The organism is Pseudomonas sp. MDT1-17, assembly GCF_054898105.1.
This window is the reverse complement of sequence record NZ_JBUBVM010000001.1, coordinates 3,078,426-3,094,779: the sequence shown is the minus strand read 5'-3', so window position 1 is coordinate 3,094,779 and position 16,354 is coordinate 3,078,426. Positions and strand designations below refer to the sequence as shown.

Annotated in this window: 17 protein-coding genes and 3 pseudogenes; 7 read left to right on the top strand and 13 right to left on the bottom strand. The window is 55.1% G+C overall.

Translation table 11 applies throughout. The annotated features are described in order from the left end of the window. Positions 1-33 precede the first annotated feature (33 nt). From ACYZTX_RS14355 to ACYZTX_RS14320, 8 genes and pseudogenes are all read right to left on the bottom strand, one after another. Positions 34-702 carry an ABC transporter permease gene (locus tag ACYZTX_RS14355; protein WP_462034602.1) on the bottom strand — a complete coding sequence of 223 codons (669 nt, stop codon included), beginning with the start codon at positions 700-702 and terminating at the stop codon, positions 34-36. 2 nt (positions 703-704) lie between these two features. Then, the gene (locus tag ACYZTX_RS14350; RefSeq protein WP_462034601.1) at positions 705-1,703 is read right to left on the bottom strand and encodes an ABC transporter ATP-binding protein; all 999 of its coding nucleotides are present in this window, start codon (positions 1,701-1,703) and stop codon (positions 705-707) included. Next, entirely contained in the window at positions 1,700-2,389 is a 690-nt protein-coding gene (locus tag ACYZTX_RS14345) for an ABC transporter permease (RefSeq protein WP_462034600.1), read from the bottom strand. Before ACYZTX_RS14345 ends, ACYZTX_RS14350 begins: the two co-directional genes overlap by 4 nt. Positions 2,390-2,736: 347 nt before the next feature. Next, positions 2,737-3,732, bottom strand: a complete 996-nt coding sequence (locus ACYZTX_RS14340) for a GlxA family transcriptional regulator (RefSeq protein WP_462034599.1) — start codon at positions 3,730-3,732, stop codon at positions 2,737-2,739. Between the two features lie 221 nt (positions 3,733-3,953). After that, positions 3,954-4,919 carry an alpha/beta hydrolase gene (locus tag ACYZTX_RS14335; protein WP_462034598.1) on the bottom strand — a complete coding sequence of 322 codons (966 nt, stop codon included), beginning with the start codon at positions 4,917-4,919 and terminating at the stop codon, positions 3,954-3,956. Positions 4,920-4,954: 35 nt separating this feature from the next. After that, complete coding sequence (locus ACYZTX_RS14330) at positions 4,955-5,848, bottom strand: amidohydrolase family protein (protein WP_462034597.1); 894 nt, start codon at positions 5,846-5,848, stop codon at positions 4,955-4,957. A gap of 489 nt (positions 5,849-6,337) precedes the next feature. Beyond that, a pseudogene (locus ACYZTX_RS14325) lies at positions 6,338-6,601 on the bottom strand (transposase); the annotation flags it as partial. A 34-nt stretch (positions 6,602-6,635) separates the two neighbouring features. Beyond that, on the bottom strand, positions 6,636-7,505 hold the full coding sequence (locus ACYZTX_RS14320; protein ID WP_462034596.1) for a LysR substrate-binding domain-containing protein: 870 nt from the start codon (positions 7,503-7,505) through the stop codon (positions 6,636-6,638). 99 nt (positions 7,506-7,604) lie between these two features. On the opposite strand from ACYZTX_RS14320, the gene ACYZTX_RS14315 reads away from it, so the two are divergent. Next, positions 7,605-8,540, top strand: a complete 936-nt coding sequence (locus tag ACYZTX_RS14315) for a DMT family transporter (RefSeq protein ID WP_462034595.1) — start codon at positions 7,605-7,607, stop codon at positions 8,538-8,540. Here the strand turns inward: ACYZTX_RS14315 and ACYZTX_RS14310 are convergent. The 3 genes and pseudogenes from ACYZTX_RS14310 to ACYZTX_RS14300 form a co-directional block, all read right to left on the bottom strand. Then, the gene (locus ACYZTX_RS14310; RefSeq protein ID WP_462034594.1) at positions 8,535-8,690 is read right to left on the bottom strand and encodes a hypothetical protein; all 156 of its coding nucleotides are present in this window, start codon (positions 8,688-8,690) and stop codon (positions 8,535-8,537) included. The two genes, ACYZTX_RS14315 and ACYZTX_RS14310, sit on opposite strands and share 6 nt — an antisense overlap. Before the next feature lie 94 nt (positions 8,691-8,784). Then, entirely contained in the window at positions 8,785-9,018 is a 234-nt protein-coding gene (locus ACYZTX_RS14305; RefSeq protein WP_462034593.1) for a hypothetical protein, read from the bottom strand. Positions 9,019-9,248: 230 nt separating this feature from the next. After that, positions 9,249-9,386 (bottom strand): annotated as a pseudogene (locus ACYZTX_RS14300) (aldehyde dehydrogenase); the annotation flags it as partial. A gap of 347 nt (positions 9,387-9,733) precedes the next feature. On the opposite strand from ACYZTX_RS14300, the pseudogene ACYZTX_RS14295 reads away from it, so the two are divergent. Continuing rightward, positions 9,734-9,886, top strand: a pseudogene (locus ACYZTX_RS14295) (arginine deiminase family protein); the annotation flags it as partial. A 26-nt stretch (positions 9,887-9,912) separates the two neighbouring features. Here the strand turns inward: ACYZTX_RS14295 and ACYZTX_RS14290 are convergent. Beyond that, the gene (locus ACYZTX_RS14290; RefSeq protein ID WP_462034592.1) at positions 9,913-10,161 is read right to left on the bottom strand and encodes a hypothetical protein; all 249 of its coding nucleotides are present in this window, start codon (positions 10,159-10,161) and stop codon (positions 9,913-9,915) included. A gap of 256 nt (positions 10,162-10,417) precedes the next feature. On the opposite strand from ACYZTX_RS14290, the gene ACYZTX_RS14285 reads away from it, so the two are divergent. The 4 genes from ACYZTX_RS14285 to ACYZTX_RS14270 are packed head-to-tail and all read left to right on the top strand — an operon-like array spanning position 10,418 to position 14,514. Beyond that, on the top strand, positions 10,418-10,852 hold the full coding sequence (locus tag ACYZTX_RS14285; protein WP_462034591.1) for a hypothetical protein: 435 nt from the start codon (positions 10,418-10,420) through the stop codon (positions 10,850-10,852). Next, positions 10,849-12,333, top strand: a complete 1,485-nt coding sequence (locus ACYZTX_RS14280) for an ATPase domain-containing protein (RefSeq protein WP_462034590.1) — start codon at positions 10,849-10,851, stop codon at positions 12,331-12,333. Before ACYZTX_RS14285 ends, ACYZTX_RS14280 begins: the two co-directional genes overlap by 4 nt. Before the next feature lie 9 nt (positions 12,334-12,342). Further along, entirely contained in the window at positions 12,343-13,362 is a 1,020-nt protein-coding gene (locus ACYZTX_RS14275; RefSeq protein WP_462034589.1) for a sensor histidine kinase, read from the top strand. 15 nt (positions 13,363-13,377) lie between these two features. Continuing rightward, complete coding sequence (locus ACYZTX_RS14270; protein ID WP_462034588.1) at positions 13,378-14,514, top strand: ATP-binding protein; 1,137 nt, start codon at positions 13,378-13,380, stop codon at positions 14,512-14,514. Positions 14,515-14,648: 134 nt separating this feature from the next. Here ACYZTX_RS14270 and ACYZTX_RS14265 read toward each other — a convergent pair whose 3' ends face one another. Next, positions 14,649-15,803 carry a carboxylate-amine ligase gene (locus ACYZTX_RS14265; RefSeq protein WP_462034587.1) on the bottom strand — a complete coding sequence of 385 codons (1,155 nt, stop codon included), beginning with the start codon at positions 15,801-15,803 and terminating at the stop codon, positions 14,649-14,651. Positions 15,804-16,040: 237 nt separating this feature from the next. On the opposite strand from ACYZTX_RS14265, the gene ACYZTX_RS14260 reads away from it, so the two are divergent. Beyond that, positions 16,041-16,280: a hypothetical protein gene (locus ACYZTX_RS14260; RefSeq protein ID WP_462034586.1), complete on the top strand. Its 240-nt coding sequence runs from the start codon at positions 16,041-16,043 to the stop codon at positions 16,278-16,280. Positions 16,281-16,354: the final 74 nt, after the last annotated feature.

Below are 16,354 nucleotides of genomic sequence, written 5' to 3'. Positions count from 1 at the left end.
CATATTATTGGTTTAGGTCTATGGTCTTCAGATTCATTCGCGTCCGGCCAACCTCAGTCCCCGTGACACTGCAATGTTTTGAATCAAGCCGCAGCCCAGATCGACTGCAATCGCCAGGAGCGCGGTCGATGCGGCACCGGCCAGCATCATGCCGAAGTCGTTCAAGTCGATCCCTGTAAAGATCAACTCGCCCAGCCCGCCGCCGCCGACCAGGAAGGCCAGCGGCGCGGTACCGACGTTGATCGCCAGCGCCGTGCGGATGCCCGCGAAAATCACATTCATCGCGTTGGGAATTTCGACTTTCCACAGCGTCTCCCGCGGCGTCATGCCCATGGCCTCGGCCGCTTCGACCAAGTGCTGCGGCACCGCGCGCAAGCCTTCATAGGTGTTGACCGCCACAGGCAACAACGTCGCGACAAACAAGCCGATGATGGCCGCGCCGCTGCCGATGCCAATAAAGCTCATGGCCAATGCCAGCAACGCGAGCTTGGGGATCGCCTGCCCGACGTTAAGAACCTGCATGCTGGCCATGGCGTAACGCTGGTTCGCCGGACGGCTCATCCAGACACCCAACGGCAGCGCGATGGCCAAGGCCAGCACCCCGCTGACTGCCACGATCTGCAAATGCTGGACCGTCAGGTAGCTGATGTCGCTCCAGTAAAACTGCAGCCCTTCCCAAAATCTGCTCAGTAAGTCAGGCATGGTCAGTGCACCACTGGAGTAATGTTTTCAACCAGCCGCGCCAGAATGTCAGCCTGGTGGACATAGCCGATAAAGCGTCCGTCGCTGTCGTTGCACAGTGCCCAATCCTGGCCACGGCCCAGCAGTTGCGAGAGCACTTGGCGTAGATCATCTGCGGGCTTGACGACCAGGTGCGTGTGCGACGTAACGCCGCTGTTGCCACCCACAACCAGCATGTGTTCCCGTGGCGGGACCTTGCTGGCCACGTCAGCCGCGCGCAGTAGACGCAAGCGTTTCATGATCCGGTCGCCACCCATGAAGTTCGCCACGAACTCGCTGTTGGGCCGGGCCAGCAAATCATCCGAACTACCGAATTGCTGGATTTTTCCGTTGTGGAACAGAGCGACACAGTCCGCCATCTTCACCGCTTCATCGATGTCGTGACTGACAAACAGTACGGTCTTGTTGACGAGGCGCTGGATGCGCATGAACTCGTCCTGGATCACTTCCCGGTTGATGGGGTCGATCGCGCCAAACGGCTCATCCATCAACATGACTGGCGGATCCGCTGCCAAGGCTCGGGCCACACCTACTCGCTGCTGTTGGCCGCCGGAGAGTTCGCACGGGTAGCGCTTGAGGAATTTGGACGGATCCAGCGCGACCACTTCCAGCAACTCCGCGGCGCGCTTGCGGCTCTTGGTTTTGTCCCATCCCAACAGATTTGGGACGACGCAGATGTTTTCCTCGACGGTCATGTTCGGGAACAACCCGACTTGCTGAATCACATAACCGATTGAGCGCTTGAGGGTGACGCTGTCCAGTTCGGACGTGTCGCGACCACCGATTCTGATCGTGCCGGAGGTGGGCGTGATCAGTCGGTTGATCATTTTCAGCGTCGTGGTTTTACCGCAGCCCGACGGCCCAAGCAGTACGCAGATCTGCCCCTCTTCAACATTGAATGAGACATCTTCTACTGCAGTGATTGAGCCGAATTGCTTGTTCAGGTTTTCGATCTGGATCACGTCGTGGCTTCCTTCATTCGGCCAGTGGCCAATTTGTTCTTGTTCAAGCCTTTTGGCGTCAGGAGGCGTTGCAAGCCGTACAGCGCGTAATCGGCCGCAATGGCAATGACACTGATGACGATCGCGCCGGCTAACAGCTGTCGGGTATCCGATTGAGCGATGCCGCGAATGATGAGACTTCCCAGGCCGCCGGCGCCGATGTAGGCCGCGATGGCCGCAATGCCGATGTTGATGACGGTCGCCATCCTGACGCCCGCCATGATCAGCGGGACCGCAATCGGCAGCTCAACCTTGCGCAGTCGTTGCCAGGTGGACATGCCCATCCCGATCGCCGCTTCGCGCAAGGCGGGATCGATGTTGGAGATCGCGGTGGTGGTGTTTCGAATGATGGGCAACTGGGAGTAGAGAAACAGCGCAATGACCGCCGGCACGACGCCGATTCCATAACCAATCAGGGACAGAGCCGGAATCATCAGCCCGAACAGCGCGGCAGAAGGAATGGTCATCAGGACAGCGGCGAAAGCCAGGACCCAACGGCGCGTTCTGGGGTGCTGGGATATTGCGATCCCGACAGGCACGCCGGTCAGAATCGCCAGCCCCACCGCTACTGCCACGATGAGAAGGTGCTGCCCGAGTAGCAGACTGATCAGCCCGCCGTTTTCCAGAATGAAACTCAAGGTTTCCATGGTTGATATGCCTTCTGTACGTCATTGTTATTTTTGTCGGCCGTGCATCTGGAAGTGAACGCCGGATCTTGTAGCAAACATTACCGCGCTACCGTAGGCAGCTTGAGCTTTGAGTTCGACGATTTCTATCAAAAAACCGACGTCACGAGGCACGTCAACGGGCAATGCAAGGTGAAGGGTTGATTGAAGAAGGAAGTATGCAGGATCACCAAATTTCCAAGGCTAGTCGGAGCGCACCGCCTGTCGGGCCGAGTCATTAGCTTGCTATGCGGTTTTGCGGGGAGGATCGGCTCAGCCGTTTTTCGGGGGGAACAGCCGTTATTGAGCGACGCGCTCAGTGACCGCAATCAGGAATGAGCATCATCAAATTTCCGCCGCTCTTCTCCAGGTGTGCAGCCCCGCACCCGACGGTAAGCCGCGCCCAGATGTGATGCCGAGACGAACCCACAGCTGTAGGCAATGGACGCAATGGGCTGGGTACTCTCACGCAGCAATCGGCGTGCTTCGTTAAGCCTGAGTTCCAGATAGAATTTTTTCGGTGTCATTGCGAAGTGCTGATGCCACAACCGCTCCAATTGACGGTGCGACAGATTGCACCGGTCGGCGATTTCTTCGATGCCGACAATGTTCTCCAGATTGTCTTCCATGAAGGCGATGGCGGCCGTCAGCCTGCGATCGTGAATCCCGAACCGCCACTGAATCGACATCCGCTGATGTTCTTCCGGGGCTCTTATCCTGGCGTGCAGAAATTGCTCGGCGATGCTTGCGGCCAGCTGATTGCCGAAATCAAGCGCGATTTGCGCCAGCATGAGGTCGATGGCCGCCGTCCCCCCGGCACACGTCCAGCGGTTGCCATGGTTGACGTACAGCTCTTTGGTCACTTCGATCGAGGGGAACTCCTCCGAAAATTGACCGATGGACTCCCAGTGCAACGTGCAGCGCTTTCCTTCGAGTAGCCCGGCCCGTGCGAGGATGAACGTACCGGTGCTCAGTGCGCCGACAGTTATCCCGCGAAACGCTGCGCGTTGTAGGAAGCGCAGCATTTTCGGCGGTTTCTGATGTTCGATGTCGAGGCTTGCCAGGACAAAAACGCGATCCAGCTCCGGAGCCTGATCAACCGGCATGGTCTGGATTTCGATGCCGCTGCTGGAGCTGACCGGCCCACCGGATTCCGTGAGCAGGGTCCACTCATAAAGTGTTTTTCCGGACAACCGATTCGCCGCCCGCAAAGGCTCGCTGGCTCCTGCCAGGGCCATCATGGAGAACTGAGGGAGAATGAGCAGCCCGATTCGCTTAGTTGTGTAGCTATTCACAGACGTCGCTGATTCGCTGGGGGCTGCCATCGCCAGATCCTTTCATGGGTATAGGCCAGCCCGAGAGAGTGGCTTTGGACACGCCATGTTAGGGGTTGATCACGCATTCAGCCAGACTCAATCGTTGCGACAGCGAACGAGCCAAGCCGAAGCGTTACGACAGATCGCAATGACGGGGAAATGCAGCGCGACGACTTGAAAGCCGCTGTGAGACCTCGTCGCCCGAGGTCTCACATGATAATGGGAGCGGATCAGCCGCGCGCTCGGATGGCCTCATCGATGCTCTGGATCATCGACTTGAACACAGGGCTGTCGACCTGATTCTGCTGGCCATGTTGCATGTGGGAAATGATCAGCGCGCTCGGGCCTGCATCACCCGGATAGTTCTGGTGCAGACGCACAGACTCAGAGGGCATGTGCAACGTGTTGTCGGCGCCGTGGATGATCAGCGCAGGCGGGAAGCCTTTTGCACCTTCGATGGACTGCTCCGGGTCATACGCCACATACGACTTGTAGGATTTTGCCGTCACGTGCGTGCAGCCAGGCCAGCGATCCGCGCCGCCCGCTTCGGTGTAGCCGCCCAATTGTTGATCAACGTAAGCCTGAGTCTCGGGATCAAGTGGGTAGTAGCCGAGGCGGGTCGCGTCGGTCCCGGTGTCGAACGGAGGGATCGGCGCGTCATCCGCGAGTTGGTTAATGGCGGCATCAGCCGCGTCTTTGTCTGCACGCAAGGCTTGCAGCTTATGAATGTTGGTGTAGCTCATCGGCACCCAGAAGCGGATCTGTTCACCGCCTGCAGCGGCCAGTTCAGCCACTGCACCAAGGCTCGCCACCGAACCCATCGCCCAGGACGCGACCACCGGCATTTCACCAAAATTCTCGCGCGCCCATTCAACGGCACCGAGGACTTCATCTTTCTGGTCTTCCAGAATGACGTTGGTGATCTCAATGTCTCCTGCCTGGATCGTATTGCGGATGTGCTTGTTGGAAAAGAAGCCCGCCACATCGTAGGTCATGACGCGATAACCGCGGGCTGCCAGGGCACGACCGAACAGCTGACCGTACATCGTGACCCCGCCGGTGAAGCCGGAGTTGAAAATGACGGGCGGAAGTGCCGAGTCGATTTTTTCTGGCTGAAATACCGTGCCTTTGAGGGTCAGGGTTTCATCGCCGTACTTGACGGTGAAGTCGATTTCTTTCGTTGTAATGTTCGTCATCGCTAATTATCTCGAAGTTAGAGCGTGGGCGTAGATCAACTTACCAATTGGCCAGAAGCTCCTCGGAGAAGTTGGCCAACGGGAATTCGGGTTTCATTGGAAACATGATTTGCGACGGCACCAACGAAGTTGAAAGCCTTGTTCAAATCAAACAGCTCGGAATACGGCACACCCAGGTTGTCAGTTCCAACATGAGGTGCATCGGTGGCTTCCAGCAGGATCTTGTCTGCGCCGACTGCGCATACAATCTGCGTCACGAAACGAGCTGTTTCCTCGGGATAGACGGAAGTGCGATAGCCAGGGCCTTTGAACCACACGTTGCCTCGTTCTCTCGCTTCAGTGAGTAGCCCGATGTAAGCCGGCTCAGTGATGTCACGCTCGCTGTGACAAGTGCCTAGGTGATCGATAATGACGCGCACATCGCGAGGGATCTGGCGCAATACGCGCAGATTCGTCTCGGCTTCTTTCGCGTAAATGTGCAGATGCTGGTGCGGTTGCAGACGGCCATAAAACGCCGACCACTGCCCATCACTGAACTGCGCATCAGAAATCGTTTCAGGCCTTGCATCGTGCAGAACGATTCGGGCGCCAACCACCTGCGGGTGCGAGAGACGTTCCTGGGTGGCGTAAGCAGGCTCTGCCTTGATCGTCCCCACCAATTTGACGTCCCCATAGCGCAGAGGGTTGGCTGCCTGGAGAATCTTGAGTTCGTCAAATGAAGCAAATACGTTTTCTGAATCGGGCAGGATACTTAAATGAACGTTATTGAGGATCGTCGGAGCAATTCCGGCATCGATCAATGTATCCAGATAAGCAGTCAGCGGATGCGGCTCAGGTAACGTATAGGGCAGCGAACCGGCCACTCGGCGGAGGTCTTGCGAAGTATAAAAATGAACGTGACTGTCTATTCTTTTGATCAACGGCAGCATGATTATTGTTTCCTGCTTTTGTGCGAAAACAATAATCGTCGTCAGTGCTTCGTCGCTCCCGCCAACTCGACGTGTAGTATCAAAATTTCGCCATGCGCGTTTTTGTGAGCAAGGAGGCTTTGGAAATCTCCGCGTGGATTTGCAGGGGCGAAGTAGCCCTTGGGATCCCTCTGTTGCACTGCTGGCCGGATTCTAGCGTGGTGAAAATGAAGCCCGGGGCGGTCGATGGGTAAGCGGTCCGTCAGGCGGATGGCGAAAAATTGATGGGGTTTGGACCGCCTATGGTTGCCTTCCCGGATCCCAACCATTTGGCGACGATTGAGCTTTGCTCCGCCCAAACATCCCCTTGGATATCCATAATTAGTTTCTCCGCTGATCATCGCGGCAGGGTATGGCTTGTACGCCTGACAAACGGTTCAAGTCGTTCGCTTCGCTCACTCGTCTCTCGCGAGGGTTTCAACGTCCGCGCGGGGTCGATTGCGGTCCTTCACGATAGGCAGCAATCGGGAGGCGGCGGCTCGACTGAATGCGGTTCAGATAGCCGTAGATGCAGATCTTCAGGAGGATCGCGGGGTAGTAAACCGGCCGGCCAGTATCTGCCGGTATGACGCCTTCAAAACCCAGATTGATTAGGTCGAGTTCGTCGACAAAAACGTCGACTACCACCGGATTGGTATCGCTGACGTAGTCGTCGAGGCTCTCGGGAAGTAAGGTGTTTTGATCTCGATGTTCACCTTGAATAAAGCGCTTCACGAGGCGATCCTCGATCGCTACTGATTCCGACGCGTTAACGCTCAAAGCCATGGCCGATCAATCCCACCAACACCTCCCCTGCCTCACTCAACTCCCCCGGGGCCAACATCAGTCGTAATTCATGCACGGGTAGTTCAGGAAACCCGTCAGCAACAGTCAGCACGCGCATGCTTTGACGCACTTGGGCACGGTCGACGATGCCGATGGCCAATCCGGCCTCAATGGCGGTTTCCAATGCGGTGACCCCGGCGCTCGTGATGACCGCCCGCCAGCGCCGACCTTGCTGGGTCAGCGCGTCAACAGCCACGCTTCGATACGGGCAACCCTTGCCGTGCAATGCAAGGGGGACCGGTTTGGTGAGGTCCTGTATGTAGTCGAGGGCGGCAACCCAGACGGGTTGGGTGATGCCGAAGGTCTTTACGCAGCGCATGTCCGGCGCAGCAACATCAACCGGCGCCACTAACAGTGCCATATCCAACTGTCCACGCAGAAGGCGGGTGTTCAAGCGGCCACTGGCACCGGTTTCTACCTCCAGTTCAATGTAAGGAAAATCCGCCGTCAAGTGCGGCAGCGTACAACCCAGTACCGCGCCGGCGTACTCCTCGGAAATGCCCAGTCTGACTCGACCACTGGCCTCCGGCACGGTAAAGCTGGCAAGCAGCCGGTCGTGGAGCCGTATCAGTTCGGCGCTTTGCAGCGCAAAGCGACGGCCCAGTGGAGTCAGGCTCACTGCCTGATTATCGCGCTCCAACAAGCGTCCCCCTGCCAATGCTTCCAGGCGACGAACATGCAGACTGACCGCCGATGGGCTTTTGTTCAAAAAGCTTGCAGCAGCCAGAAATTGTCCAAAGCGCACAATCGCATGAAAAGTTCGCAGCAGTTCAATATCAAGCGCTTCGGCCATGGTTTATAAATCCTGCATCAATGGTGCTGATCGTATCGATTGATTGCATCAGCGTATGACTCATACCATCGAATTCAGCCCCCTGTCAGGTGCCATTCGATGAACGTAATACAAACTCGCTTATCACGTTTGATGAGCGGCGCGTTGCTGTTGGCCATGGTCGTCAGCTGGAGCTCTGGTTTCATCGGTTACCGCTATGTCGCCGATCAGGGAAGCGTCTATCTCGCCTCTTTATGGCGCTTCATCCTGGCGGCGGCGGTGTTGCTGCCCTTCGCTTGGACGGGTTTGCGTGAATTGCGCGGCAGTGATGTAGCACATCAAGGACTACTGGGGCTTTTCGCGATTGGCGGTTACATCGGACCGATCGCCGGATCCATTCAACTGGGGGTCGCGCCGGGCACTGCCTCACTCATCGCCAATCTATTGCCACTGACGATTGTGGTATTGGCAGGTACCGTGCCCGGGCAGCGCACGCGCGGCTGGCAGTGGGTGGGCCTGGCGCTGTGTCTGACCGGCATGCTGGTGGCCAGCGGTGCTAGCGTCGAATGGGATGCCGCTGACCTCTGGGTTTACAGCTTGCCACTGCTGGCAGTCCTCTCCCTGGCGGCGGCCACGCTTTATCAGAAAGCTTCGCCAGGTGCATCGATGCCGGCCCCGACCGCGCTGTTCATTCAGGTATGTGCAGTGATCCCGGTGTTTACGGTGCTGGCCTGCCTCGAAGGGGAAATACGACCGCCGACCAGCGCAGGCTTTGCAGGGGGTGTTTTGTGGCTAGTGGTCTTTGCGACCTTGGGTGGCTATGGATTTTATTGGCTGTGCCTGCAACGTTTCAGCATTCAACGCATCAGTGGTGCACTTTTTCTGACACCACCGGTGACCATGATGTGGGCATGGCTGCAGTTCGGCGACCCATTGACCGTCAATGCAATAGTGGGCGTCGGATTGACCCTGCTGGGGTTGCTATTGCTGGGGATGAGCCCTGGGGACGGGCTTCGTTCCAGCAAAGCCAGCCGGCGCGAACGTTGCTCTTTATAAACACGGGGGGCGTGCGCCGACGATTAATGGAATCACGTTCCCCACCTGTTTGCCCATCAGAAAACTGGCGACCAACAGCTTGAACATCCCCTCTTCATTCGCCTCATTGAGGCTGTTGTGCAGATCCTGCGCGCTGATGATTTTGGGCATTAGGCGCCTCTCTACAAACTCGGAACACCGCGATCAGCAAAGCCGCTGCATGCATAACCCGACCTTACTCATATAGGCCTCAGACTTCGACCGCTCAAGGCACCAGCAGCGCTTCATGGATCTCGATAGAAGGAATAGCGCGTTCTATGCGCTGGCTATCCAGCCATCCTCTGGTTTTGGCAACATCGAAAATCTGGCCCTGATCCATCAGGGCCAGAATGAGCTCGTCAGAAACTCGGTAGCGTCCGCAGTCCGGACAATCTCGCTCTTCCCATGGGCCGTGGCACTGAATGCGCTGGGCGGCACCGACACAAATCAGACAATTCATCGTGATCACCCTTTTTATGTTTGTACCCGATCCCTCATGGGTCGGTTGCGACGGCCTCCACACAGACACGTAATCACCCGTGCTGATGAAGCTGATATTGGGTCGACTGAGCAGATCGAAAGAAAGTTCGGAGCAATGACGCTTTCAGTACAAATAGGTCGTATCTACCTTTCCACGATTGAAAACCACGCCGACTCTCGGAGACGGCGAAGGCAGCAGATTCCATCGACTCAAGCAGCCGGTTTGAGCACAACCTTTGTCCACCCATTGTCACGCGCATCAAAATGTTTATAGGCGTCAGGCCCGTCAGCGAGCTTCAGTCGATGAGAGATGATTTGCGCTGGGGCGGCACGACCGTGATGGATGACCATTAAAAAATTTGCCAGGCCGATGGTGAGGGCGGCCAGCACAATATGAAAGCTGATGGTAATCGCGAACTGGGCACGCGCCGCCATTAGCGCCGAATCAACTGCGTCACGATCAGTTGCGCTCAACAGAAAACAGCCACAAAAATGGTTTTCAGTAGAGCAAAACTACGGGAGCACTGGTCAATAGTTTGAGCTGCGTCATCTTCTCAGCGGACAGCTGGCTTTCAGTCATACAAGTGGTCAACGGCGCGCCCACGTTCGTCGTGACTTCTCGACAAATCGCCAGAGTGAATCCGGTTCGCGATAGCTGGCTGACTTCTGCCGATTGGGTAAAAACCACTTTCTCGGTGATTGGATATGACCGAAACACTTACACCAACACGTTGTTGCGAAAGGCCGGCGTGGAAGTCATTACCATTAGCGCCGGCGAACTCGTTCGCGGACGTGGCGGCGGCCATTGCATGACCTGCCCGATCATTCGAGACCCTGTCGACTATTAACTTTCTCACCCAACCGGGTATGCCTCTCAGTGATAATCCTCTCCAGCAATTGCACGCAAATAAGCCTGATCTGCCTCTATCCGTAGATCTCTCCATTCCTCCCAATTGACGATGCCGAGGCGATCCATCTCGTCCGCTTGCGTCAAAAGGTCTTCATGGTAGTCATCGGGACACTCCATCCGCAGCGCGCAGTTCTCCAGAGTCCGGTGCCAGGTATCCAGCGCGAGCAGTCTTTGTTCCTGAGCCTGCGTCAGCAGATTTCTAAAGGAGTTCATGGATGCGCAATCCAGAGCTGTTTCTGAATGGAGCAAGAAGATTCGTCATAAATTCATGAAAGCTGACAGGAGGTGGTAAAGCGCTTCTACACACTCTGGGCCAGTGGCGGACATCAGGCGGTCCCAAATGGCGATTTTTACAACTAATCGTCTATGCCGATTGTCTATGTGTTCATGTGATATGCGCTTGCGAAAAACCCCTTTAACCCCTGGGTTCGTGAAAAATCCACTGACACATATCGGAAATCTATGAGCCATGTCTACGGAAAGCGAAGAGGGCCGCCGGATCGTTGCGTCTCTGGCGCTCCGGGTGAAGCACGTCGCAGACATTGACCAAGTCGCCGATGTGATTATTACGATGCTTCGAGATACAGACGCATCTCTTGTTCCAATCATCGGGCCGAAAGGCGTCGCTGCGCTCTATCGCCGTAGTCTTCATTTGAGTACGTCTCTGCATCCTTGCCTGTTAGACACCTACATACCCCTGGCAGACCCTCTAGATCTGATAGATCTCAACGCCATACTCATCCTGCAAAATCGAAACGACGCCATATTTTTTTGCCAGGAATTGTTGAAAGCACTCTACGAGTTGCTGGCCACGCTGATTGGTTCATCGCTCTCCCGACGTCTGCTACTCGACGTATGGGACAACGACTTGAGCGCCCCACCTTCGCAGGAAACTTCGCCATGAACACCAAAGTGACAATAAACCGTCTGGCTACCGGCGTACCTGGGTTGGACGAGGTGCTGGGCGGCGGGTTGCCGGAGTTCTCCTTCAACCTCATTGCCGGCCCGCCTGGCTGCGGCAAAACTACCCTGGCGCATCAAATGATGTTCGCCTTGGCGACACCGGAGCGTCCCGCCTTGTTTTTTACCGTGCTGGGCGAACCACCGCTGAAGATGCTCCGTTATCAACAGCAATTTGACTTTTTCGACAGCGAGGCGATCAACAAGTCTGTTCGCTACATCAACCTGGCGGACGACACCCTGGCGGGTGATCTGGACGAAGTGCTGCGCCGTATCGTTATCGAGGTTGAAAAACATACACCGGCCCTCGTATTTGTCGACTCGTTCCGCTCCGTCGTCCTGGCTAGCCAAACCCAGGTCAATCCCAATAACAATCTGCCGCAGTTTGTTCAGCAACTGGGTATGTTGATGACGACTTGGCAAGCGACCACGTTCTTGATTGGCGAATATTTCACCGAAACTGATACGAACCCCATTTTCACAGTGGCGGATGGCTTGATCTGGCTGCGCCAGAGCGTTCAGCGCAACTCCATGGTGCGTAAAATAGAAATCATGAAGATGCGGGGCCAGCCTACTTTGCCGGGGCTACATACCTTCCGCATTGCCAGTTCCGGGATGGAGGTCTTCCCGCCTGCGAGCGCGAGTGCCTTAGAAGGCCTGAAGCCATCAACTAACAAACTATCTGTACGAATGAAAATGGGCGCGCCGGGGCTTGATGAAATGCTCGGCGGAGGCCTGCCCAAGGGTTACTCGCTGCTGGTGGCTGGGCCCTCCGGATCAGGAAAAAGCATTTTGGCGTCGACGTTCCTCGCCGAAGGTGCCCGTAACGGTGAAACCGGAGTTATCGCGGTATTCGAGCAACGCCCCAATCGCTTGCGCAATGCCGACCTCACAGCGTTAATTCTTGATGGCAAGGTCGGACTGGTAGAGAGCCACGCACCAGATCTTTCTATCGATGAGATCGTCCATCTGCTGCTCACAGAGATCCGCCGCTTGGGAGCCACCAGGGTGGTCATCGATTCGCTCTCGGGTTTCGAAATGGCGGTGGCACCAACGTTTCGCGAAGACTACCGTGAGTCGCTGTCGCGCCTGGTCACCGCGTTGACGGGTATAGGTGTTACTGTGCTAATGACATCAGAACTCGAAGACCGTTACACCGATCTACGGTTTAGCCCCTACGGTACAGCGTTCCTGACCGATGCAATCATCGTTCAGCGCTACATCGAAGTAGACAGCCGCCTGCAGCGCATCATGGGCGTTGTCAAGGTTCGGGCCAGCGCTCACTCGGATGAACTGCGCCTGTACCATATTGACAATAACGGCTTGCAGGTTGGGGAAATGCTTCACGGCCAGGAAGGTTTACTGGGTGGTCGACCCAAAAAAAGCAGGTCTGATGACGCACACCTTGGAGATGACAATGGTTGAGTGCCACTTATGAGCGATACCGATAGCGAGAACGAACGTGGAGTGGCAAATGCCGCTCGCGAACTCTTACTGTTGGGTAAAAAAATCGTCCAATCTCGAGAACTCCTGGTGTCGCTGGAAAAAGATCTAATCGGAGTAGAGGGTGACCTGAGAGATAAAAGGAAAATAGAACTTCTGATTGAGGCCAATCAACAATTGGTGTTGAAGCTGCTGGATGAACCATCAGACTCAACAGCGCCTCCAGATGCAGGATTTCCTGATCAATGTCAGGAAACGCTTGAAGCCAACGAGCAGCTTGTTTTAGCCGCCTTCAACGCCCAAGACATGCAATCCAAAGCTGAGCAGGCATTGGCAGAGCAAAAAAGTGTTCTAGCGAAGGTGGCCCACGAGCTGCGTAATCCGTTGACTCCGATCAGCATGATTGCGGAACGCATGGTCAGCATGCCCAGCGTGGAACTTCCCCGAATGCGGGCGCTGATTGAGGGCCAGGTTCAGCATTTATCCCGCATTGTTGATGACTTATTGGATGTGTCTCGCGTCAGCAGCGGCAAGCTGCGCCTCAATCGCGTCGATGTCGACATTTTCCAAATTATCGGTGCTGCCGTTGAGGCGTGTCGCCCAATGATGGTGGCCAAAAAACTGGATTTCAGCACCCGTTATCCTCTAGAAACGCTTGTAATGAATGGCGACCCAGTGCGCCTCACTCAGGTTCTGCATAACCTTCTCAGCAACGCGGTCAAGTACACCCCAGATGAAGGCAGCGTCGAGTTATCCGTTTCCTTTGAGCATGACGTATTGAAGTTAAGCGTTTCCGACAACGGCATCGGCATCGCCGCACAAACGCTTCCGTTCATCTTCGATCCCTATGTGCGGGACGCTAACGCCGTAGGCTTTTGCGTGTCAGGATTGGGGATTGGTCTAACCGTGGTACGTGAGTTAGTTGAAGCGCATGGCGGAAAAATTATTGGCCGAAGCGCAGGTGAAGGCAAAGGTAGTGAATTTATTGTGACATTTCCGATCGCTTCCTAAATTTGGAATACCGGCATGCGACTATCAGAATTCATCACCAACAACCTTGAGCCAATTCTGCAGGCTTGGGAAGATTTCGCACGTACGATTGACACACCCGGTGCGCCGCTGGATACCGAGGCACTACGGGATCATGCGGAACAAATGCTTCATGCCATCGTGCTCGATTTACGTACAAAACAATCGGTGCAAGAGCAAATTGCAAAGGCACAGGGCAATGCCCCGACGACCGATACGGAAACGCCTGCGGAGACCCATGCGGTTACAAGATTGATGGCAGGTTTCACCATTGATCAGATGGTGTCGGAGTATCGCGCTCTCAGGACAAGTGTCCTCAGTCAGTGGTTGAAGCAAATCAAAACTGGCACTCCACTTGATGTGGATGATATGACTCGATTTCATGAAGCAATTGACCAAGCGCTTGCAGAATCCATCGCGAGCTACTCGCGCGCAGTTGAGGCATCACGTAACGTGTTTCTCGGCATTCTGGGCCATGATTTACGAACACCGTTGGGCGCTATCTTGCTCGGCGCTGACGTATTGAGGCGATCGGAGGGACTAGGCGTAAGGGCGACCAAAATCTCCTCTCAAATTTACACCAGCGTTAAGCGCGCCAGTCAGATTGTCGGTGATCTGCTGGATCTCACAAGGTGTCAGATGGGCCCAGGAATACCCGTCAAAAAAGAGGGCTTGGATCTGTTGCCCCTGTGCGAGCACATCGTAGATGAGATCCGGGCCTTTCATCCCGGTACTGATATTCTTTTCGAGAAGAAAGCGTCGGTTGAGGGAGAATTTGATGGTGCGCGAATGGAGCAGGTCTTCTCCAATATTATTAGCAACGCGGTACAGCACGGGGACAATCAGCATCCTATAGAGGTGACGCTGGACGTCGTGGAGGACAGCGTTATTTTCTCTGTTCACAATAGCGGTGAGCCAATTCCAGACGATGTCTTGCCCTTCATTTTTAATCCAATGGGCCGATTTTCCCAGCACTCGATCATCGACCACGGCCCTAGTGACGGATTAGGCTTGGGGTTATTCATCGCTTCAGAAATCGTCGCATCTCACGGCGGCGTAATCGAAGTGATATCGAATCAGGGACACGGCACTACCTTCCTTGTCAAAGTACCTAAGCTTCATATCAATGAATGACCATCCTTTGATTTCACCCGTTCTATGGCTGAGCCTATGAACGCGTTTCCCCACGACCATAACCTCATCACTGCAGGCCGTTGGGACAAATATCGAAATCATCCGATCTCCTAGCGCGATTGAGCGCATTTACCCTATGTGAACGGTTGACCATTACCATCCACAGGAGCTTTCGCTGTCTCCATTAGCAGATGATCAACTACGTGTGAGAGTGCTTCATGGACACTCCGTCCACTGCCTATGGCTTCTTCGTAGACATGACGTTGCCGCTCGGCACTTATGCCTTCACGGATAATTCGTCTAAGCTGAGAAAAAACGTTCTCTACACCCAGTGCTCGAGCTGTTTCTCCCAAAATCTGCTCGGCCATGAAAAGCCATTGTTCAAGCGTAAATGGCCGGTCGTACCCCTCAACGATGAACGCTGTGTGCACTCCATATCTTTTAGCTCTCCACCGATTCTCCATCAGTATCCATCTGGATTTTTGCGAGTAGTCCGATCCTGGACGAGGTTGCTCAATAGCGTAGGCGATCAACAATCGGAAAAAAGAGGCAATACACAAAGCGTCATCCAAACGCGGACAGGCGTCAGTCATTCGCAATTCCAGCGTCGGGTACCTGGCAGAGGGCCGCACCCCCCACCAGCAATCATTTGGCAGTTTCATCGAGCCGGTTGAAATCAAAAATGCGACGTACGCGTCATAGGCGAGATGATCCTCAAGGAACTCCGGTACGCCCATCCGAGGCCATTCATCACAGGCTGTCTGGCGATAGCTTGCAAAACCGCTGTCGCCTCCATCCCAAAAGGGTGAGGAGCTACTTAAGGCCAGTAGCAAAGGTATCCACGGAAGCACTTCGTTCATCACCTGAATTCGATCCAAGTGATTCGGAATTTCCACATGCACGTGCAAACCCGATAGCAGACTGCGACGAGCTACGCGTTGGTAATCGTTGAACAGCTGCTGAAAATGTCTCTCGTCTGTGGAGTGTTGCATGCGCCAGTCCGCCAACGGATGACTGCCGGCACAAAGCAGACCTAATCCAAAAGGTTGGAGAGAGTGCCGCAATGTGCCGCGCGCGTAAGCAAGATAATCCGCTGCTTGCGCAAGACTCGTGAAAATAGGCGAAGCTACTTCGATCTGTGCCTGGAACATCTCGAATGCGAAGCTTTGGCCCAGGACAGCTTTGCACTTGTCGCTCACCGCGCGGGAAAGTTTCCCTGGCATCTGCCGGGTGACCAGGTCGGTTATGAAATACTCTTCTTCTATACCGAACTTCAGCTGTCCGTTCATTGCTCCTCCCTACCTCCTGTACGAGGTTCAGTTCAGCCGACAGAGCCGACGTTTCACTCATCGTCTTCTGAATGGAGTTGAAGAGTCGGTGACAGGTTCATGAAGGCCGACAGGGGGTGTTTTTCCTCGATTGGTGTACGGACCGGGGACATCGTTACAGGTGAATCTCAACCGCAATCACAACGAACTCCATCCACACAGCTTGATCCAATGTGTACGCCAATGGAGGTAAACAACATGAACAATGATGACCGCGATAACGACCTCGAATCAGAATCGACGTCAAACGACCCGCCCACGGATACGTCCGGCAAACCCGTGAATGTGGTCGAACGAAATCTGCGACATGCGGACAGAGACACCAAAGGTGTCGATGAAACCATTACACCCTCTTCTACCCGAACCAAAGAGCAGGAAGTTGAGGAGCTCAATCGAAAAACAGCGGAGATAGAACGCAAGGTCGCGGATGGTAATTAACCACAAGCGGCAGTATGTTTTGCCGGTGAACAGCGGGAGGTCAGCATTGAACCTCCCGCCTTTCATACCACCCT